The sequence below is a fragment of the Enterococcus sp. AZ040 genome (genome assembly GCF_050499185.1).
Taxonomy (GTDB): domain Bacteria; phylum Bacillota; class Bacilli; order Lactobacillales; family Enterococcaceae; genus Enterococcus_D; species Enterococcus_D entomosocium.
The window spans coordinates 1,988,470-2,004,088 of sequence record NZ_JBMHEW010000001.1; the positions used below are offsets into that span (position 1 = coordinate 1,988,470).

12 protein-coding genes are annotated in these 15,619 nt (G+C 41.7%); all 12 read right to left on the bottom strand.

Features of this window, described 5'->3' with window-relative positions; translation table 11 throughout:
* Window positions 1-62: 62 nt before the first annotated feature.
* Window positions 63-1,838, bottom strand: a complete 1,776-nt coding sequence (locus tag IGK63_RS09210) for an ABC transporter ATP-binding protein (RefSeq protein ID WP_008378435.1) — start codon at window positions 1,836-1,838, stop codon at window positions 63-65.
* Window positions 1,838-3,586: an ABC transporter ATP-binding protein gene (locus IGK63_RS09215; RefSeq protein ID WP_042890950.1), complete on the bottom strand. Its 1,749-nt coding sequence runs from the start codon at window positions 3,584-3,586 to the stop codon at window positions 1,838-1,840. The genes IGK63_RS09210 and IGK63_RS09215 overlap by 1 nt, the downstream gene beginning before the upstream one ends.
* Before the next feature lie 198 nt (window positions 3,587-3,784).
* Window positions 3,785-4,003 carry a YneF family protein gene (locus IGK63_RS09220; RefSeq protein ID WP_005235432.1) on the bottom strand — a complete coding sequence of 73 codons (219 nt, stop codon included), beginning with the start codon at window positions 4,001-4,003 and terminating at the stop codon, window positions 3,785-3,787.
* A gap of 107 nt (window positions 4,004-4,110) precedes the next feature.
* Complete coding sequence (locus tag IGK63_RS09225; RefSeq protein ID WP_008378441.1) at window positions 4,111-4,914, bottom strand: ABC transporter permease; 804 nt, start codon at window positions 4,912-4,914, stop codon at window positions 4,111-4,113.
* Window positions 4,915-4,916: 2 nt separating this feature from the next.
* On the bottom strand, window positions 4,917-5,825 hold the full coding sequence (locus IGK63_RS09230; protein ID WP_016612225.1) for an ABC transporter ATP-binding protein: 909 nt from the start codon (window positions 5,823-5,825) through the stop codon (window positions 4,917-4,919).
* Window positions 5,826-6,077: 252 nt separating this feature from the next.
* Window positions 6,078-7,601: a helix-turn-helix domain-containing protein gene (locus tag IGK63_RS09235; RefSeq protein WP_139960171.1), complete on the bottom strand. Its 1,524-nt coding sequence runs from the start codon at window positions 7,599-7,601 to the stop codon at window positions 6,078-6,080.
* Window positions 7,602-7,899: 298 nt separating this feature from the next.
* On the bottom strand, window positions 7,900-8,949 hold the full coding sequence (locus tag IGK63_RS09240) for an LPXTG cell wall anchor domain-containing protein (RefSeq protein WP_005235425.1): 1,050 nt from the start codon (window positions 8,947-8,949) through the stop codon (window positions 7,900-7,902).
* Window positions 8,950-9,131: 182 nt separating this feature from the next.
* Entirely contained in the window at window positions 9,132-10,682 is a 1,551-nt protein-coding gene (locus IGK63_RS09245; protein ID WP_101699155.1) for an Ig-like domain-containing protein, read from the bottom strand.
* Window positions 10,683-10,947: 265 nt separating this feature from the next.
* Window positions 10,948-13,038: an ABC transporter permease gene (locus tag IGK63_RS09250; RefSeq protein WP_016612230.1), complete on the bottom strand. Its 2,091-nt coding sequence runs from the start codon at window positions 13,036-13,038 to the stop codon at window positions 10,948-10,950.
* Window positions 13,010-13,786, bottom strand: a complete 777-nt coding sequence (locus tag IGK63_RS09255; RefSeq protein ID WP_005235419.1) for an ABC transporter ATP-binding protein — start codon at window positions 13,784-13,786, stop codon at window positions 13,010-13,012. Before IGK63_RS09255 ends, IGK63_RS09250 begins: the two co-directional genes overlap by 29 nt.
* A gap of 89 nt (window positions 13,787-13,875) precedes the next feature.
* Window positions 13,876-14,823: a sensor histidine kinase gene (locus tag IGK63_RS09260; protein WP_016612231.1), complete on the bottom strand. Its 948-nt coding sequence runs from the start codon at window positions 14,821-14,823 to the stop codon at window positions 13,876-13,878.
* Window positions 14,820-15,515: a response regulator transcription factor gene (locus tag IGK63_RS09265; RefSeq protein WP_008378457.1), complete on the bottom strand. Its 696-nt coding sequence runs from the start codon at window positions 15,513-15,515 to the stop codon at window positions 14,820-14,822. Before IGK63_RS09265 ends, IGK63_RS09260 begins: the two co-directional genes overlap by 4 nt.
* Window positions 15,516-15,619: the final 104 nt, after the last annotated feature.

A 15,619-nucleotide genomic window follows, 5' to 3' on the forward strand; every position in this document is an offset into this window, starting at 1 on the left:
GTTCAATTAATACAAAATAGACCTTAAAATACCTACGTGGTATTTTAAGGTCTATTGGCCGTTTAAACTTCACTTGCCTGCAAACGGTACATATCGGCATACAACCCTTTTTGAGCCAAAAGTTCATCATGGGTGCCTCGTTCGACGATCGAGCCTTTATCAAGCACCAAAATCAACTCAGCATCGCGAATGGTAGACAATCGATGGGCGATCGCGATCGTGGTTCGCCCTTGACGCATATTTGCCAAGCCTTCTTGGATCAGTCCTTCTGTTTCAGTATCGATATTGGCAGTCGCCTCATCCAAGACCAGCACTTTCGGATCGGTCACCATCGTTCGGGCAAAGGAAATCAATTGCCGTTGCCCGCTTGAATAACTGGCACCCCGTTCAATCACTTTGGCGTGGTATTTACCAGGTAGTTTTTGAATAAAGGCATCTGCTTGAACAAATTTTGCTGCTGCTTCGATCTGTTCTTCACGAATGTCCTGATTCAATAAGCGGATATTGTCAGCGATGTCCCCATAAAACATGAAAGCATCTTGCAATACGAGTCCAACTTTTTTCCGAAGCTCTTCCATCGTGAAGTCGCGGATATCTTGATCATCGATCAAAATTTGCCCTTCCCCAAATTCGTAAAAACGCATCAACACATTGATGATCGAGCTCTTGCCACTTCCTGTGTGACCGACTAGAGCCACGGTCTCACCTGGATAGGCGATGAAAGAAATATGATTCAATACGTTGTTTTTTCCATCATAGGAAAAACTGACATCACGAAATTCAATTTTTCCTTTGGTGATGGTTTGACTGGCATCGGAGTTTTGCTGCGGCGTATATTCTTCGTTATCCATAATCTTCAAAATCCGGCTGCCGGCTACCATCCCATCAGTAAAGACGCTGAGAAAATCCATCATCTGTGTCATGGGATTAAAGAATCCTTGAATATAGGTCGTAAAGGCGAAAATCAACCCAACTTCAATGGGCGATTCTAAGGCATCAAACCCAAAGAGCGTCAATGACAAGGCAATCGCTAAGGCATACAACAAACTAATGATTGGTGATAGTAGCAGCGCATTCGTGCGGATCATAGCGTATCTAGTTTTCAAATAATCATCGTTGGTCGCTTCGAATTCTTCATTCAGCCGCGCCTCTTGACGGAATTGCTGAATGATCTGCATGCCAGAAATCGATTCATTCAATTTCGTATTCAGCTGACTCAGTTTTTCCCGCATTTGACGATAGATACGAGAGCTGAATTTTTGATAATACCAGATGACTACCATTAGGATTGGCAGAAAAATCAAGTTCAGTAAAGCAATTTTGACGTTGATGCGAAACATGGCGGCAAAAGAAGAAACCACCGCAAAAATCCCTGTCAATACCATCAAGAAGACATACCAAAATTCATACAACGTTTCTGTGTCGTTGCTGACCCGTGAAACGATTGAACCCGCTGGCGTCTGATCGAAATAGCGCATCCCAAGACTATGCAATTTTTCAAATAATTTTGCTCGAATATATTGATAGGTTTTTAAAGAACCCATCGAATAAAGGAACCATTGGAAAAACCAAATCACAGCTTTTACCAACACCCCAAAGAAATACAATGCAGCAAAGAAATAAATGACTTGCTGGGTCGCCGTTTGATTGGTCAAATAATTATCCATAAAGGTTTGAATGATCAAAGGCAACAGGATATTGACGATCGATAGCACAAAAGCAAAAAAGATCGCTGCATAGAAGGTTTTTCGAAATGGCTTGGCAAAAAGAAACATTCGCTTGATGATGTTTTTTTGTTCTTTAAAGGGAATCGATTTACTCCATTCTGATTCTTGCATTAGGCTTCACTCCCTTCGATTTTGGCTTCTAGTTGCTGTTTGTCCCACATTTTTTTATACCAGCCATTTGCAGCCAATAATTGTTCATGGGTCCCGCGTTCACTGATTTTCCCATTGTCGATCACGAGAATTTCTTCTGCGTGCTTGACACTGCTTAGGCGGTGGGCAGCAATGATCGTTGTTTTATTCTGACGGAACGTCCGTAATTGTTGTAAAATAGCTTCTTCCGTTTTGGCATCTACTGCTGAAAGGGCGTCATCTAAAATCAATAATTCTGGATCAGTGATCAAAGCACGGGCAATGGATAAACGCTGTTTTTGTCCGCCAGAAAGAGAAACACCACGTTCCCCCACCATCGTTTCATACCCTTCCGGAAACTGACTGATATCCTCGTGGATCACTGCCAATCCAGCAGCCGCTTCAACTTCTGCTTGAGAAGCCCGTGGTTGCGCAAAGCGGATATTGTCTCGAATCGTCATGGAAAATAAGAAATGATCTTGCGGAACATAACCGATTGATCCCAAAAGAGCATTCAAAGAGTATTGCTTGCTATCGATGCCCCCGAAGGTGATCGCTCCATCAAATGAATCATACTCTCGCAACAAAAGCTTCATCAAAGAGGTTTTTCCAGCACCGGTTTTCCCGACGACACCAAGTGTTTGCCCGGCAGGCAAAGTAAAGTGGATGTCTTGCAGGGCAAAATCATCTCCTTGATAGTGAAAATCATTGATTTGAACGTTCACCGTTCCTTGAGCTGGGGCATCGACCGCATCTTTGGCTTCAATGATATGGGTCTTTGCCGCCAACAATTCGGCAACCCGATCATAACTAGCATTGCCTCGTTCCAGCACATTAAACAGACGTCCAATGGCAAACATCGGCCAAACTAACATACCGATATAACTGATGAAGGATACCAATTGACCGATCGAGATGGTACCGTCCATAACATAATTGCCGCCGACGATGATCGTCAGCACATAGGAGATTCCGATAATGATCGTAATAAACGGATCAAACAAGGCATCCAGAAAATTGACTTTGCGGTTTTTGATGATGGCATGGTCAATTTTGGTTTGAAAATCAGCGATGTCCTCTTTTTCCTGTCCAAAGGTTTTGATGACTTTCATCCCAGTAATACTTTCTTGGGCTTTGTCGTTGATGGAAGAAAATGCTTCTTGCGAGTCACGAAACGCATCATGCAATTTGCTACCAAGAACCCGTGCCATGACTGCTAAGAAAGGCAGCGGCAATAGAGCAATGATCGTTAACCGCCAATCGATAAAGAGAACCATCGCAATGATAGTAGCTCCACCAGAGATGAAGGAATCAGCAAAGGTCAAGATCCCCGCCCCTGCCACATTCTGGATGGCATTCAAGTCATTGGTGGCATGGGCCATCAAATCACCTGTCCGATGCTTTTGATAAAACAACTGATCCATCCTTGTAAAATGTGCAAATAACTGTCTGCGTAACGTTTTTTCTAGCCGAGCGGCACTGCCCCAGATATGCGTTCGCCAGACAAAACGAAACACATATTGAGCGATAGCTGAAGCAATCAAGATCATGACCCAAAAAAAGATCGTCTGCATCGAGATCTCTTTTTCCGCAATTTCATCGATGATGATCCCGATAACTTTGGGAGGGGCCAACTGTACCAAGGCGACTAGGACTAAAGAGCCTACGCCTAACAAATAATGTTTCTTTTCTTGTTTAAAAAACCAACCTAACTTCCTAAATATTGACATAACACTCTCCATTTCTTTGTGACCTGTTGCCTAAATTTTGCGATTTTTCCGAATATTTATTAGATTCAGATTCGATTGCTACCCCGCTATTCACAGAACGTAAATAGAAAAAGCAGCCTGGGGACATTCTTTTAGTTTCTGCATTTTGCCGCAATAAAAAGCGAGCTGATAAAATCAGCCCGCTTCTTAGAAAAAAACCTACTTTTGGTTTTTCATTTGCTGCATCATCTGACGAATCTTTTTCTCAGAAGGTTTTTGACCCATTGACATCATCATCGAGCGAAGCATATCCTCATTAACGGGAGGATTTTTCTTTAGATAATCTTGCATATATTTACGCGCCAAAAAGAAGCCGCCGACAGCGCCTAGTAATGCTGCAACAACAGCGATCACGATTACGATTCCTACACTAACCATTTGAAAACTCTCCTTTCTCTTGTACTCTCAATGAATCATTTTACTAGAAAAAAACACAAAAAGAAAGAGTGAAAGTTGGATTTATCCAAAAACTTTCACTCGTTTCCTCAACTTAATGCGACATCTCTTTTATTGAATAACCAATTTGTTAAAAGGTAGATTAAAACACTATAAACAAGGATCCCGATCGCCATTTCCCAATAGCCCAATCCCGGATCAAAGGCAGTCATCTGCATGTCAGGACTATTTAATAAACTCGGTATCTGCTCTTTGATATTCATAAAATTAAACGGGTTCCACTTCAGCCATGGGTATTTTTCTTGAGCAAAAAGCATGATCGAGTTGATGATGCTGCTTCCAAACAACATACCCAAGCCTAAGCCAACCGCCAGGCTTTGAGAGCGAATGACGGCTGAGATAAAGATGGTCAATGCAATATAAAAGACAATCAATAGCAAGTTGGTTCCCGCAAAAACAAAGGCAACGAGAATCGCCGCTAGCCCGTTGTAGCCAGTAGCAGCAAAAGGTGATTCAGCTGCTAAAAATAAATTGGCGGCTGCTAAACTACTGATTAGTAAAACAGCAGTCCCTAAAAGCGCAAATAAAAACGTGTTGATGGCTTTTGCTGCTAAGATTTGGCTTCTGGAAAAAGGCCGAATCAATAAGAACTTGATTGTTCCACGACTGAACTCTTCCGCCACTGAAGAAGCTGCCACAATCACCACAAATAAGTTTAAAAAGGAAGTCATGTCGCTCAAAGAAGCGAATAAATCATTGGCACCAATCTCGGGACTACCTAAGCGAACCACATAGGTCAACCCAAAAGTCATTAGAACCAATAAAAGCAGCATGATCCAAGTAGAACGTTTTTTGGTTAATTTGATCCATTCATTTTTAATCAATGTCAGCATGCTTACAAACCTCCTTCTTCGGTCCAAGCCAAGAATGTATCTTCTAGAGAAGATTGCTTTGTCCGTAGTTCTTTCAAGCCGATCCCAGCCGTCACGATCGCTGCAGCGATTGCCGAACGCTGATCTGTTGCTAGAGTGACTTGCAGTTCATCTGCAACCTGCAAGACCTCGACCTCAAAGGAAGCTTTTAACATTGCTTCTGTTTCCGCATTATCATCAGTTTTAATAATCAGTACATTTTTCTCTGCTTTCAACTCTGCCATTGCTACTTGATGAGTGACTTTTCCTTTTTGCACCACGATCAAATGATCGGCAATTTGTTCGATATCGCTTAATTGATGACTGGAAACTAAGACAGAAACGCCTTTTTCTCTCAAAGAAAGAATCATTTCTCGAAACTCCCGCATGCCTTTAGGATCCAGGCCATTCATCGGTTCATCTAAAACTAATAAGTCTGGTTGATGGACCAATGCCTGGGCAACACCTAAACGCTGACGCATCCCTAATGAATAGGTTTTGACTTTTTGATGGATGTGTCCTTCTAAATGTACCTGACGAATAAGAGCTTCTAATTCTGCTGTCGTACTTTTTTTCTTCGCCATGCGCTGATACTGCATCAAATTTTCATAGCCTGTCATATAATTATAAAACTCAGGATTTTCAACGATCGCACCGACTGAGGCAATCGCGGTTTTAAAAGAAGAATCCAGTAAATTCCCCATAATGGCAATCGATCCTGTGTTGTGCTTCATCAACCCAACAATCATCCGAATGATCGTCGTCTTCCCAGCCCCATTAGGCCCTAATAAACCAACGACTTGTCCTTGGCCCACCACAAAGGAAACATCCTCAATGATTCGTTTGGTTCCAATCAATTTGGAAACATTTTGCAGTGCTAATACTTCTGTCAAAGTTACCCCTTCTTCCTAACACCTTTTCTGCAACGATTTTAAATAAAAAACGTTATGATAATATGTATACCATGCCATCTCTGTAAAAAAAAGTCAAGAAGCGAAAAAGGAACGACGATGTTCCTGTTTTTGCTTCTTGACACCTGTGTTTATCAAAGTCGCTTTTCACTTTCGCCTTACTGCCGAAACTTACGAAATTATAAGTTCTGTCTGCTCAGCCAACCCACGCGGCTGATTATTTACATGGTACGATCAAATCGATTGGGCAAAAACGAGCTTTTCAAAAGCTGCCTTGTTCTTGGCACTTCTGATCTGTTTGATCGTTTGTTTAAGTTGTTTCCACTCCTTTGCGCTTGGTTGACCGTTCCAATAAAAGATATAGGGCTGTTCTTCCTCAGAAAATTCTTGATGAATCGGATAATCACTGATGACCAAATCTGGTTTTTGAGTAAGTGAAAGATGCGCCATCGCTCGATGCGTTGCATTCAATAGTCGGTTCTTCATCCAAAGTTCTTGCGTTTTTCCGTATTTCGAATGGATCGAGAAAGTGACTGGCTGTTCATATTTGATAAAAATAACTCTCAATAACATACAGTATTGGAAAATCAATCGGTCATTCTTTTGCAGCAATGCACGCAAATCAGGTAAAGAAACAGTCGCTTCCTCAAAAAATCGTTTCACGGTCGGATACAGCACCGGGAAAGCCGCTTGTAGCTCTTGCTTGTCGGTCGGTTTACCAAAACTATCACTTTTTTGTCGGGTACCAAAAAGGTTGGAAGCAGAATGGATCATTACGAAATTAACTAGTAAATAGTTTTTTTCAGCATCGGTAAACCTCAGACGAAAACACTGGGCTAGTTGTTCAACAAGTAATACTTCTGGCTGATACTTGGGTTGGGTCAACCACGAGAGTTCCGCCTCGCAAAGATCCTCTTCAAGATAGGTGTTCATTACGCCAAACATAAAATACAAGAAGCTGCATTCAGGCTCCGAGATTTCAGATAGAGAAAGGTGATTGCCGTTGAATAATGGCTTTAAAAAGACCTCAAAAAACTGATTCCTTTCAATCAGTGGATGTTCAAAGGTACTTACTTCCTCTGGTAAAAAAGTGATTGGATGCTTTTGATGAATTCTTTGCAGGGAGATAGCGAATAGATTAAGAAACTTATCGATATCGATTTTTCTCATATAAGAAGCATGAGTTTCAAACAAAGCCATAATGCTTTCTTTATCCTTGATCGATGCCACTACCTGTGAGTGCTTCTCATCGAAAATCTGCCAATAGGTTAAATGATAAAAATAGCGGATCGCGTATTCCTCACCTGTCAAGGGATCTCCTTTTTTCAGACTATAGGACAAATGATAGTTCGCCAAAATGTGATTTAGTTCCTGCAATTTTCGTTGGACCGTTCGGAGACTGCTGAAGGTTTTGAGGCTGAGTTGTTCAAGGGAGTGATAGTCCCCGTGAAAGAGTGCATCGAGTAAGATAAACCCAACGGTTCCCTGTAACAATACATTATATGCTTGACTCAATAAAAATCGTGGAGAAAAAGCAATCAACACTTCTTTTTCTTGTTCATCATAAATCAACGTAAACTGAGGATAGCGGGCACAAAACCATTCGACTTGTTGCACGATCGACTGCATTTTATTCGTTCTCCTATTGAAAACATCAGAAAGCTCTTTAATTGTATATTTTGGTTTGTTCGTTTCGTAACAATAGCTAAGAAACTGAAAAATTTGTTTTTCTGTGGTATCCAAAAGTGCGTGTAACATGAAAATTCCCTCGCTTGTATGGTCAGCCAAAGCTGTTTTTTGCTTTGAATCTATCACCTTACAAAATTGTAAGCTGTGAATGTTTGGTGATCGTACCACTGTGCACTCTTTTCTGTCAAATTACTTTTAACAAATTTTCCTTTCGTTATTTGCATATTTTCATAAAAAAAGTCTGACGCTTCAAAAGGATCGTCAGACTAATTATGAATTACGGCAAAACAACACGTGATTGTGCATTCTGGGGAAGAAATTTCCAATCGTGGGTTATCAATTTTCTCATGATTTTTGGGTATGTTCGTTACAGCTTCTCATCATAAAATAACTTTCGCTTCAGCCAGTAAAGAAACACAGTCAGAACCACTACTAGACCAAAGAGTAGATAGCGAAGATTGGTAGTTTTGCTGCCGGTTTTCGGTAGTACGGCTGCATTGACCTCCTTGCCACTGCTTATCTCCGTGGGTTGAAGTTGTTCCTTTTTGTCTTGAGAAGATGTTGTCGCTTGGTGCTCTTCTGTACGGACACTAGATGAAACGCTCGCCTGACTTTTCTGGGATTGATTGGCTGGCAATCCTTTGGTTTTCTTTTGTGAATCTGAATGCTTTGACGAAGCAGATTCCTTCTCGGTAGACGTTATGGCTGTCGCTGCGTTTTCTTGACAGCTCTCTGTCTGACTTGGCTCGCTTTTAGTGACTGGTTGGGTGCTGACGGTTTCCGAATCACTGATATCGATAGTGCTTTGTGTGCTTTGGATGTCTTCACTGGTAATTTCAGCCTCAGAAGTCGTTGGACTCGTCGATTGAGACTCGCTAAATTTCGGCTCGATACTACTAGAGGAAGCGCTTGTTGCTACCGTTTCGTTTGAGCTTTTACTTGTCTCAGCTGTCGTACTCTCATTACTGCTTGGCGGTGCGGTTACTTGCCAATGACCGGGCTTCAGGTTTTCAGTTATTGTTGTTTCACCATCATATATAACAACTAAATCAACTTTATCCATACTTTTTATCTCATCAATAGCCATCTCCGCATGGATCCTTAAGTAGTTTTCAACACCTGAAAACCAATCGACTTTCGTTAAAACTGTTTCGCCGATCACTTTTTCACTGTGTCCGTTCCCATCCCAACCATAAGTTAGTAAGACACGAACCTTTTGTGAAGTCAGTGTTTTGTTCGGACGTACCGGAACCGTGATCATTTTCAAGGCTTCGTCATAAATCACTCGGTTCGTTTGTACAGAAAACGACAGATTTCCTCTGGAACGTTCTTTTGCTGAAGTATGATCGAAACCAAACACAAGAATCAATAACCCTATTAGCAGTATTGTAATTAATACACCAACCAGTTTTCTCATTTCCTCACTTCCTAAATGAATATTTCAAGATAACTTGATAAAGAAATTATAATAAAATCTCAGAGAAAACATGCGCCGAAAAAAAAAGGAAAGTGGCCATAAAATGGCATCTTTCCTTTAAATAAGTCTTTATTAATTTTTCTTCCAAGTAATAAAACTGCCTCCAAAATTTCAGTTTCTATCTACCTGATAAATTTACTCCAACCTAACTTCAATGCGCATCCTGCTAAAACCATTCCTATTGCAATCCATAAATGATTAGACACTTCATTCGTTTGAGGAAAGTGCTGTTTTTCTGATTGATTATGCAAATTATTTGTTTTGGATGACTTATTGATCCCAGAGGATGAATTTTCAGGTGACACCGCCCCAGTATTACTAGAACTACTCCTGTTAGTTGATTCGGTGGATTCACTGGTGCTACTGTCGCTACTTGGTTCCGTGCTACTACTAGTGCTACTGTCACTACTTGGTTCTGTGCTACTGCTGGTGCTGCTTTCACTACTTGGTTCCGTGTTACTACTTGTACTGCTTTCACTACTTGGTTCGGTGGTACTACTTGTACTACCTTCACTACTTGGTTCGGTAGTACTACTAGTGCTGCTTTCACTACTTGGTTCTGTGCTACTGCTGGTGCTGCTTTCACTACTTGGTTCTGTGCTACTGCTGGTGCTGCTTTCACTACTTGGTTCGGTAGTACTACTAGTACTGCTTCCACTACTTGGTTCGGTTGTACTACTGGTGCTGCTTTCACTACTTGGTTCCGTGCTGCTGGACTCCCCTGGTTCACCGGTTCCGCCACCACCGCCACCATAGCGTGGCGTATAGCCAGTAATACTGCTTGTTCTTGGCACATCATTGACCACGGCATCAAGGATGCCCCGATTGGTATATTGTTCCAATGAACCATCCGTTTCTGTTTTGTAGGTAATGTAGATCCGTTCCTCCGTATCCCGCAAAGGAATTTCAAAGGAGCCATCACTATTTAAAACGATCGGTACTTGCTCAACATACGTTGGGTTGGAAACGCTGGGTCCGTAAACCACTCGGGCAGTCGTACTGATGAGTGTCTGATGGGGACCTAAAATATCAATAAACGTTCCATCTTTGATCGTCACTTGATTTGTATCAAACGAGTTGATGTACACACGCCAATCAATAATCCGTTTGGGTTCTTGCGTACCTAAATACAGTCCTTGTTTGGTGAGTAAGGCTCCCTCCCCTGTATCATCCACTGCTTGAATAAAGATAGGCACCGATTGCGTTCCATTTACTGTTTCGAAGTTGATGTTGTTGATTTGGTTCTCTGTCACTTCATCGCTGAACTTTGTCCAAAAATAAAAGTCCCCGTGTACATTGGTATTTTGTTCGACAAATTCCGTGAAAACAAAGGTCAACTGATTGCCAACTTGGGTAACATTGACCACTAAGTTGTTATTTTCATCGTATAAAGCATACGTATTATTGACGCCTTCAATCTCAACTGGCAAGGTGACAGTCGCTTTGTCACCGGCTTTTAAATCTCCTAAATCCTCCAAACTCCAGGTCATATCTATTTTGAAGGAATCATCCTTTTCAATACTTGTAATGACCTCGTTGCGGCTATTAACGATCGATACATTTGTGATCAGGTTGGCACCCACATCGGTTTCCCCATAAACAATCCGGATACCAGCAAATAAAGGAATCAGCAACAGTAAGACTGCAAATGCTTTTCCAAGTCGTGTGATCATTGGTCTCCTCCCTCAAATAAGTGCTTCCCTAAATCCATCGACCGCAGCCTTCACTGTACTCGAAATGAATTTTGCATCTGACAGTTGTCGTGTTCTAACAGTGTCTCTTCGTTTGTTTGACAAAATGAGCGTTACTTAATTTTATCTGCTTTTCAATGATTTGCACAATTAAAAGGCTTCATGGATAGAAATTTAGACAAACTAGCTAATAAAAAGCCAAATCCCAATCAGTACAGACTGAAAGAGATTTGGCTTGAAGAATAAATTACTCTGTAGGATCGGCGATCCTATCAATTTGCTGCAAGTACCGATACTGACAAACAAAGTAAAAAACGATTTGGAAAATCAAAAAGAGACTAACAATCACACCATAGTATTGCCATACAGGCAATTCTACTAAAATACGCAAAGCGGTCATTGCCACCGCAAAATGGATCATTGCCACGACTGTTGGCAAGAAGTACATCACTTGCAGTTGGCGTCGCAGAACTTTGTGACGCTCCTTCGGCGACACACCTAAAATATGCAAGGAACGGTGGTACGCCCCATCTTTATCTAAATCTGCAAATAAACGGAAATAGATAATTGAAGCGGAGAAAATAAAGAAAACCGAACCCAGTAATACCGTGATCATTAAGATGATGCCATTTCCTTGACGATTTTCTTGGAAAACTTGGTATTTCGAGGTATAAGACGTACGCATCGGAATGTCTTTTGCTGCTTCTGCCCACTCTTCATCCGTATAGTCACCTTTGGCTTCAAACTCCTGACTGAGCTCTTCGTATTGCTGATCGATCAAGGCATTTTCTTTATCTAAATTCCCATTGAAATCAGATACCAATTCAGGTGTTTCAGCCCATTCTGGATAGTCTAACCAAATAAAACCAGATTCCATATCGTCGGTGGATTTTTGCAAGAGGGCTTGCCACTCCTCAAAGGTTTTATCTGTCACAACTGACAGTCCAAAGTAATCCAGAGAAAGCATTGAGGGACTGTGGACAATCGTAACATCTTTTTTTATACCGGTCTCTGATCCCAATTCGATTGGATAGATACTTGTACGTTCGTTCTCAGGGGCTTCTAGAAGCTGTTTTCGACGTGAATAATTAGCACTAAGTGTCATTATTTGATTATCTGCAACAGAATCAGCTTCCTCACCAATTTGTTTCATTATTTTCTGATAGTCGCTTTCTCGCATAATTGAAAAGCCATTCGTCGTATAGAATGAATCATTCGTAACTGCAGATTCATCAAGATTCGCATATGCCCATAGTAAGGAAACACTATCCGTTACAGGCGCATACCCTTTTTCTTCTATAGCAGTTTTAATTTCGTTTACTTTTCCCTCGGTATGATCGAGGTCTTCTGGCCCAGACCACGGAAATACATAGGCTACACTAATTCCTTGGATCGAAGAAAAAGAAGAACTGCCAATCGCCAGCATCACGGAAATCCCAACGAATGCCACGGAGGTACTAATAGCAATCAGACTATACATCGCCGCATTGTCTCGCATGCGAAAAATCCATTCGCTGATAGTCAGCATCCGAGTCCCTCGTAAGAAGGTCGGGCGTTTCTTTAATCGTTTCAATAGAAATACGCTGAACTGATGGAATGACAAAATCGTGCCCGCAACAGTCAACAAGACTCCTAGCATAAGCGGCAGCATCGAGTACGTTTGGTAGCTAAAATAAAAGACCGATCCATAGCCAATTAGTAACAGCACAATTCCTGAAAAAGCCAATGCCCAATGGCTTTTTGGTTCAGGACGTGGCTTTTCATTTTCCTTGATCAATGAGATAATCTGTTCTCCTTGCAAGGCGCGGGTACTGAAAAAGGAGATCAAGAGAAAAATAAAGACATAGATCCCAAAGGTCAATCCTAAACCTTCCATAGGAACCATAAATTTCAGTCCTTCTGTTAGATACATGACATTTTGCGCAATCAGCAGCAATAATTTCGTCAATAAAATCCCTAACCCAATACCGGTCACTGTGGCACAGGTTCCTAAAAGGGCATTTTCGACAAACAAAATCTTTCGCAGATCTTTTTCTTCGATCCCCAAAATCAAGTAGATTGCCAGATCACGTTTGCGTCGTTTTAAAAAGACCACAAATGTATACCATAAAAACAACAGCGACAGTAAAGCGATCACCACAAGTGCGACGGATAGACCGACCTTCGCCAATTCTGAAAGTGTACCGCTATTGGACAAATTTTCTTCCAATTGCGGATGAAAGAGCAAAAGACTAAAGATATAAAACACCATCGCCGCAAAGGCGCTACTGACGAAGTAGGCCGCATAGGTTCGAAAATTCCCCCGCAGATTACGAATGATCAACTGTCTGAAATTCATGACGGCGACCTCCTAAATGTGCTAGGACTTCAAGAATTTTTTGATAAAATTGCTGTTGATCAGCCCCGCGATAGACTTCGTTATACAGCTTTCCATCTTTGATGAAAACGACCCGATCAGAAAAGCTGGCAGAATAAGGATCATGGGTGACCATCATGGTGGTGACCTTAAGTTGCTTGTTCATCTGACTTAGTATTTCCATGACATCTCGTGCTGCCTTTGAATCAAGATTGCCCGTCGGTTCATCTGCTAAAAGCAATTCCGGTTGATGGATCAAAGCTCTAGCAATCGCAACTCTCTGCTGCTCTCCACCGGAAAGCTGATAGATGCGTTTGTCTTTTTTCTCATAGATCCCAAGCTCACGTAATAGCTGTTCCGAACGTTCTTTCATTTCAGGAACGGGCACCCGATCCAGTGTCAGTGGTAAAATCACATTCTCAAGCACGCTCAACGGCGAAAGTAAATTGTAGTTTTGAAAAACAAAACCTAGTTGCCGACGACGAAACTCCGCGAGTTTTTGCTTAGATAATTCTAGGGGCTGCTCGCCCTTGATGATCACCGAACCTGAAGTCGGTTTATCCAATGTTGCCACCAAATTCAGCATGGTGGTCTTGCCACTGCCAGATGGACCCATAATGCTGATAAATTCTCCTTCTGGCACTTTGAGATCGATTTGCTGTAAAACCTCAACAGACACTTCCCCTGTGTAGGTTTTCGATACATTTTTCAATTCTAGTAAAGCCATCATCTTCACTCCTTTGCTACCAGTTTAGCAGGCGGCACCGCAATCAGTTATCGATTTCATGATAGAAAGCTTACAAAATTGTAAGAAAGCCTTCACCTCCGAAATGTTAGGGTAACCGTCGTGCCTTGATTCTCCATAGAGGCAAGCGACACATCGATATCTAATTGCGTACTGATCGTTTCAACTAAATAAAGACCGATCCCAGTTGCCTCTCCTGTTTGCCGACCATTCTGACCTGTATAAAAGGGGCGAAAAACCCTTGGCAGATCCGCTTCTGCAATTCCGCACCCTTCATCTGAGATCGTCAATTTTCTAGAAAAAGGATCGATCTCAAAATAGACCTTACTGTCTGGCTTTGAGTACTTGACGGCGTTGCTGATGAGCTGAAAGAGCAAAATACCTAGCCATTTTTTGTCTGTTGTCACCGTGATATCCGCTTCACTCATCAGCTTCGGATAGACTTCACTGCGAATAAAATTCCGCTTCTGGTCACCGATACTGTGTTTTAACAATTCCAACAGTGAGGCTGACTCGATAACGAAGTCCTCTGTGAAATCTTCCAAGCGCACAAAATTCAGCGCAGTCGCCAAGCCACTTTTTAAGCGATCTGTTTCAGCTAAAAGATCGTAGCTGTCGACCTCCTCACTTTCAGCCATTAGCGCTAACACTGAGACAGGTGTTTTCATTTGATGAACCCAGATATTCATGAAACGAATATGATTTTGATGGTGCTGATCTAGTTCTGTCAGCCGTTCTTGCTCTTGCTGTTCTTGTGCATCGAACTGCTTGCGCCATTGCTTGGAAAGGTAGCCATTGCTTCGGTGAGTCGCTCTTCCATGCTTGATATAATGATAAAATGCAGTATTGGAAAGGTAATCTACCAAATAAACAAGAACAATGAACAGCCCGAATAGAAGCAGACCATAACCAATCACGAGGTAATTTCGATAGCCATCCAACCAAATCACCAAAACGAACAATGAAATGGCTAGGAAGGTAACGAGTAGTTTAGGTAAATGAACACTTGCATATGCTCTCATTCTTCTGTACCTACTACCGATAAGGCGTAACCCTTGCCGCGAATCGTTTGGATCGGATCATTGATGCCCATTGCCGCCAATTTTTTTCGCAAACGGCCGACATTGACAGAAAGCGTATTGTCATCAACGAAGCGCTCATCATCCCATAATAGATTTAAAATCCGTTCCCGTTTGACCATCTCTGGGTGTGCCGACATTAACAGGGTCAATAATTCTCCTTCTCGAACAGTCAGCCATTCACTGGCTTCACGATAGACCATCTTCAACGCTTCCGGATAATAGGTCAATTCGCCAGCCTTCAAGCTTCTCGCCCGATCAGACTGTGCATAATCCCCATAGACTCTGCGAATATGGCTCTTCACTTTAGCCAGCAGCAAGTCATAAGAAAAAGGTTTGACCAGATAATCATCAGCACCGTATTCTAATGCCATCACTTGGTCCATATTGCCGTCACGTGCGGAGATGAAGAGAATTGGAACCAATGAATGTTCCCTGATTTTTTGGCACCAATAAAACCCATCATAATAAGGCAGATTGACATCTAACAAAACCAAATCAGGTTGGATCAGCAAAAATTCAGCTAAAACCGCAGCGAAATTTTCCGGAACAAAGGTTTGATACGCATAGCGGGATAATTGATTTTCCATCATTTTGACTAACGATTTGTCATCTTCGACCACGAATATTTTCATAGAACCCCTCCTGTTTTCTCTAAAGTTTACCAAAACTACGTGAAAAATACCGCAAAATTCCAGCTTTTTTTAAAAAAGTACACTTATTTATTGTAAGCAAAATT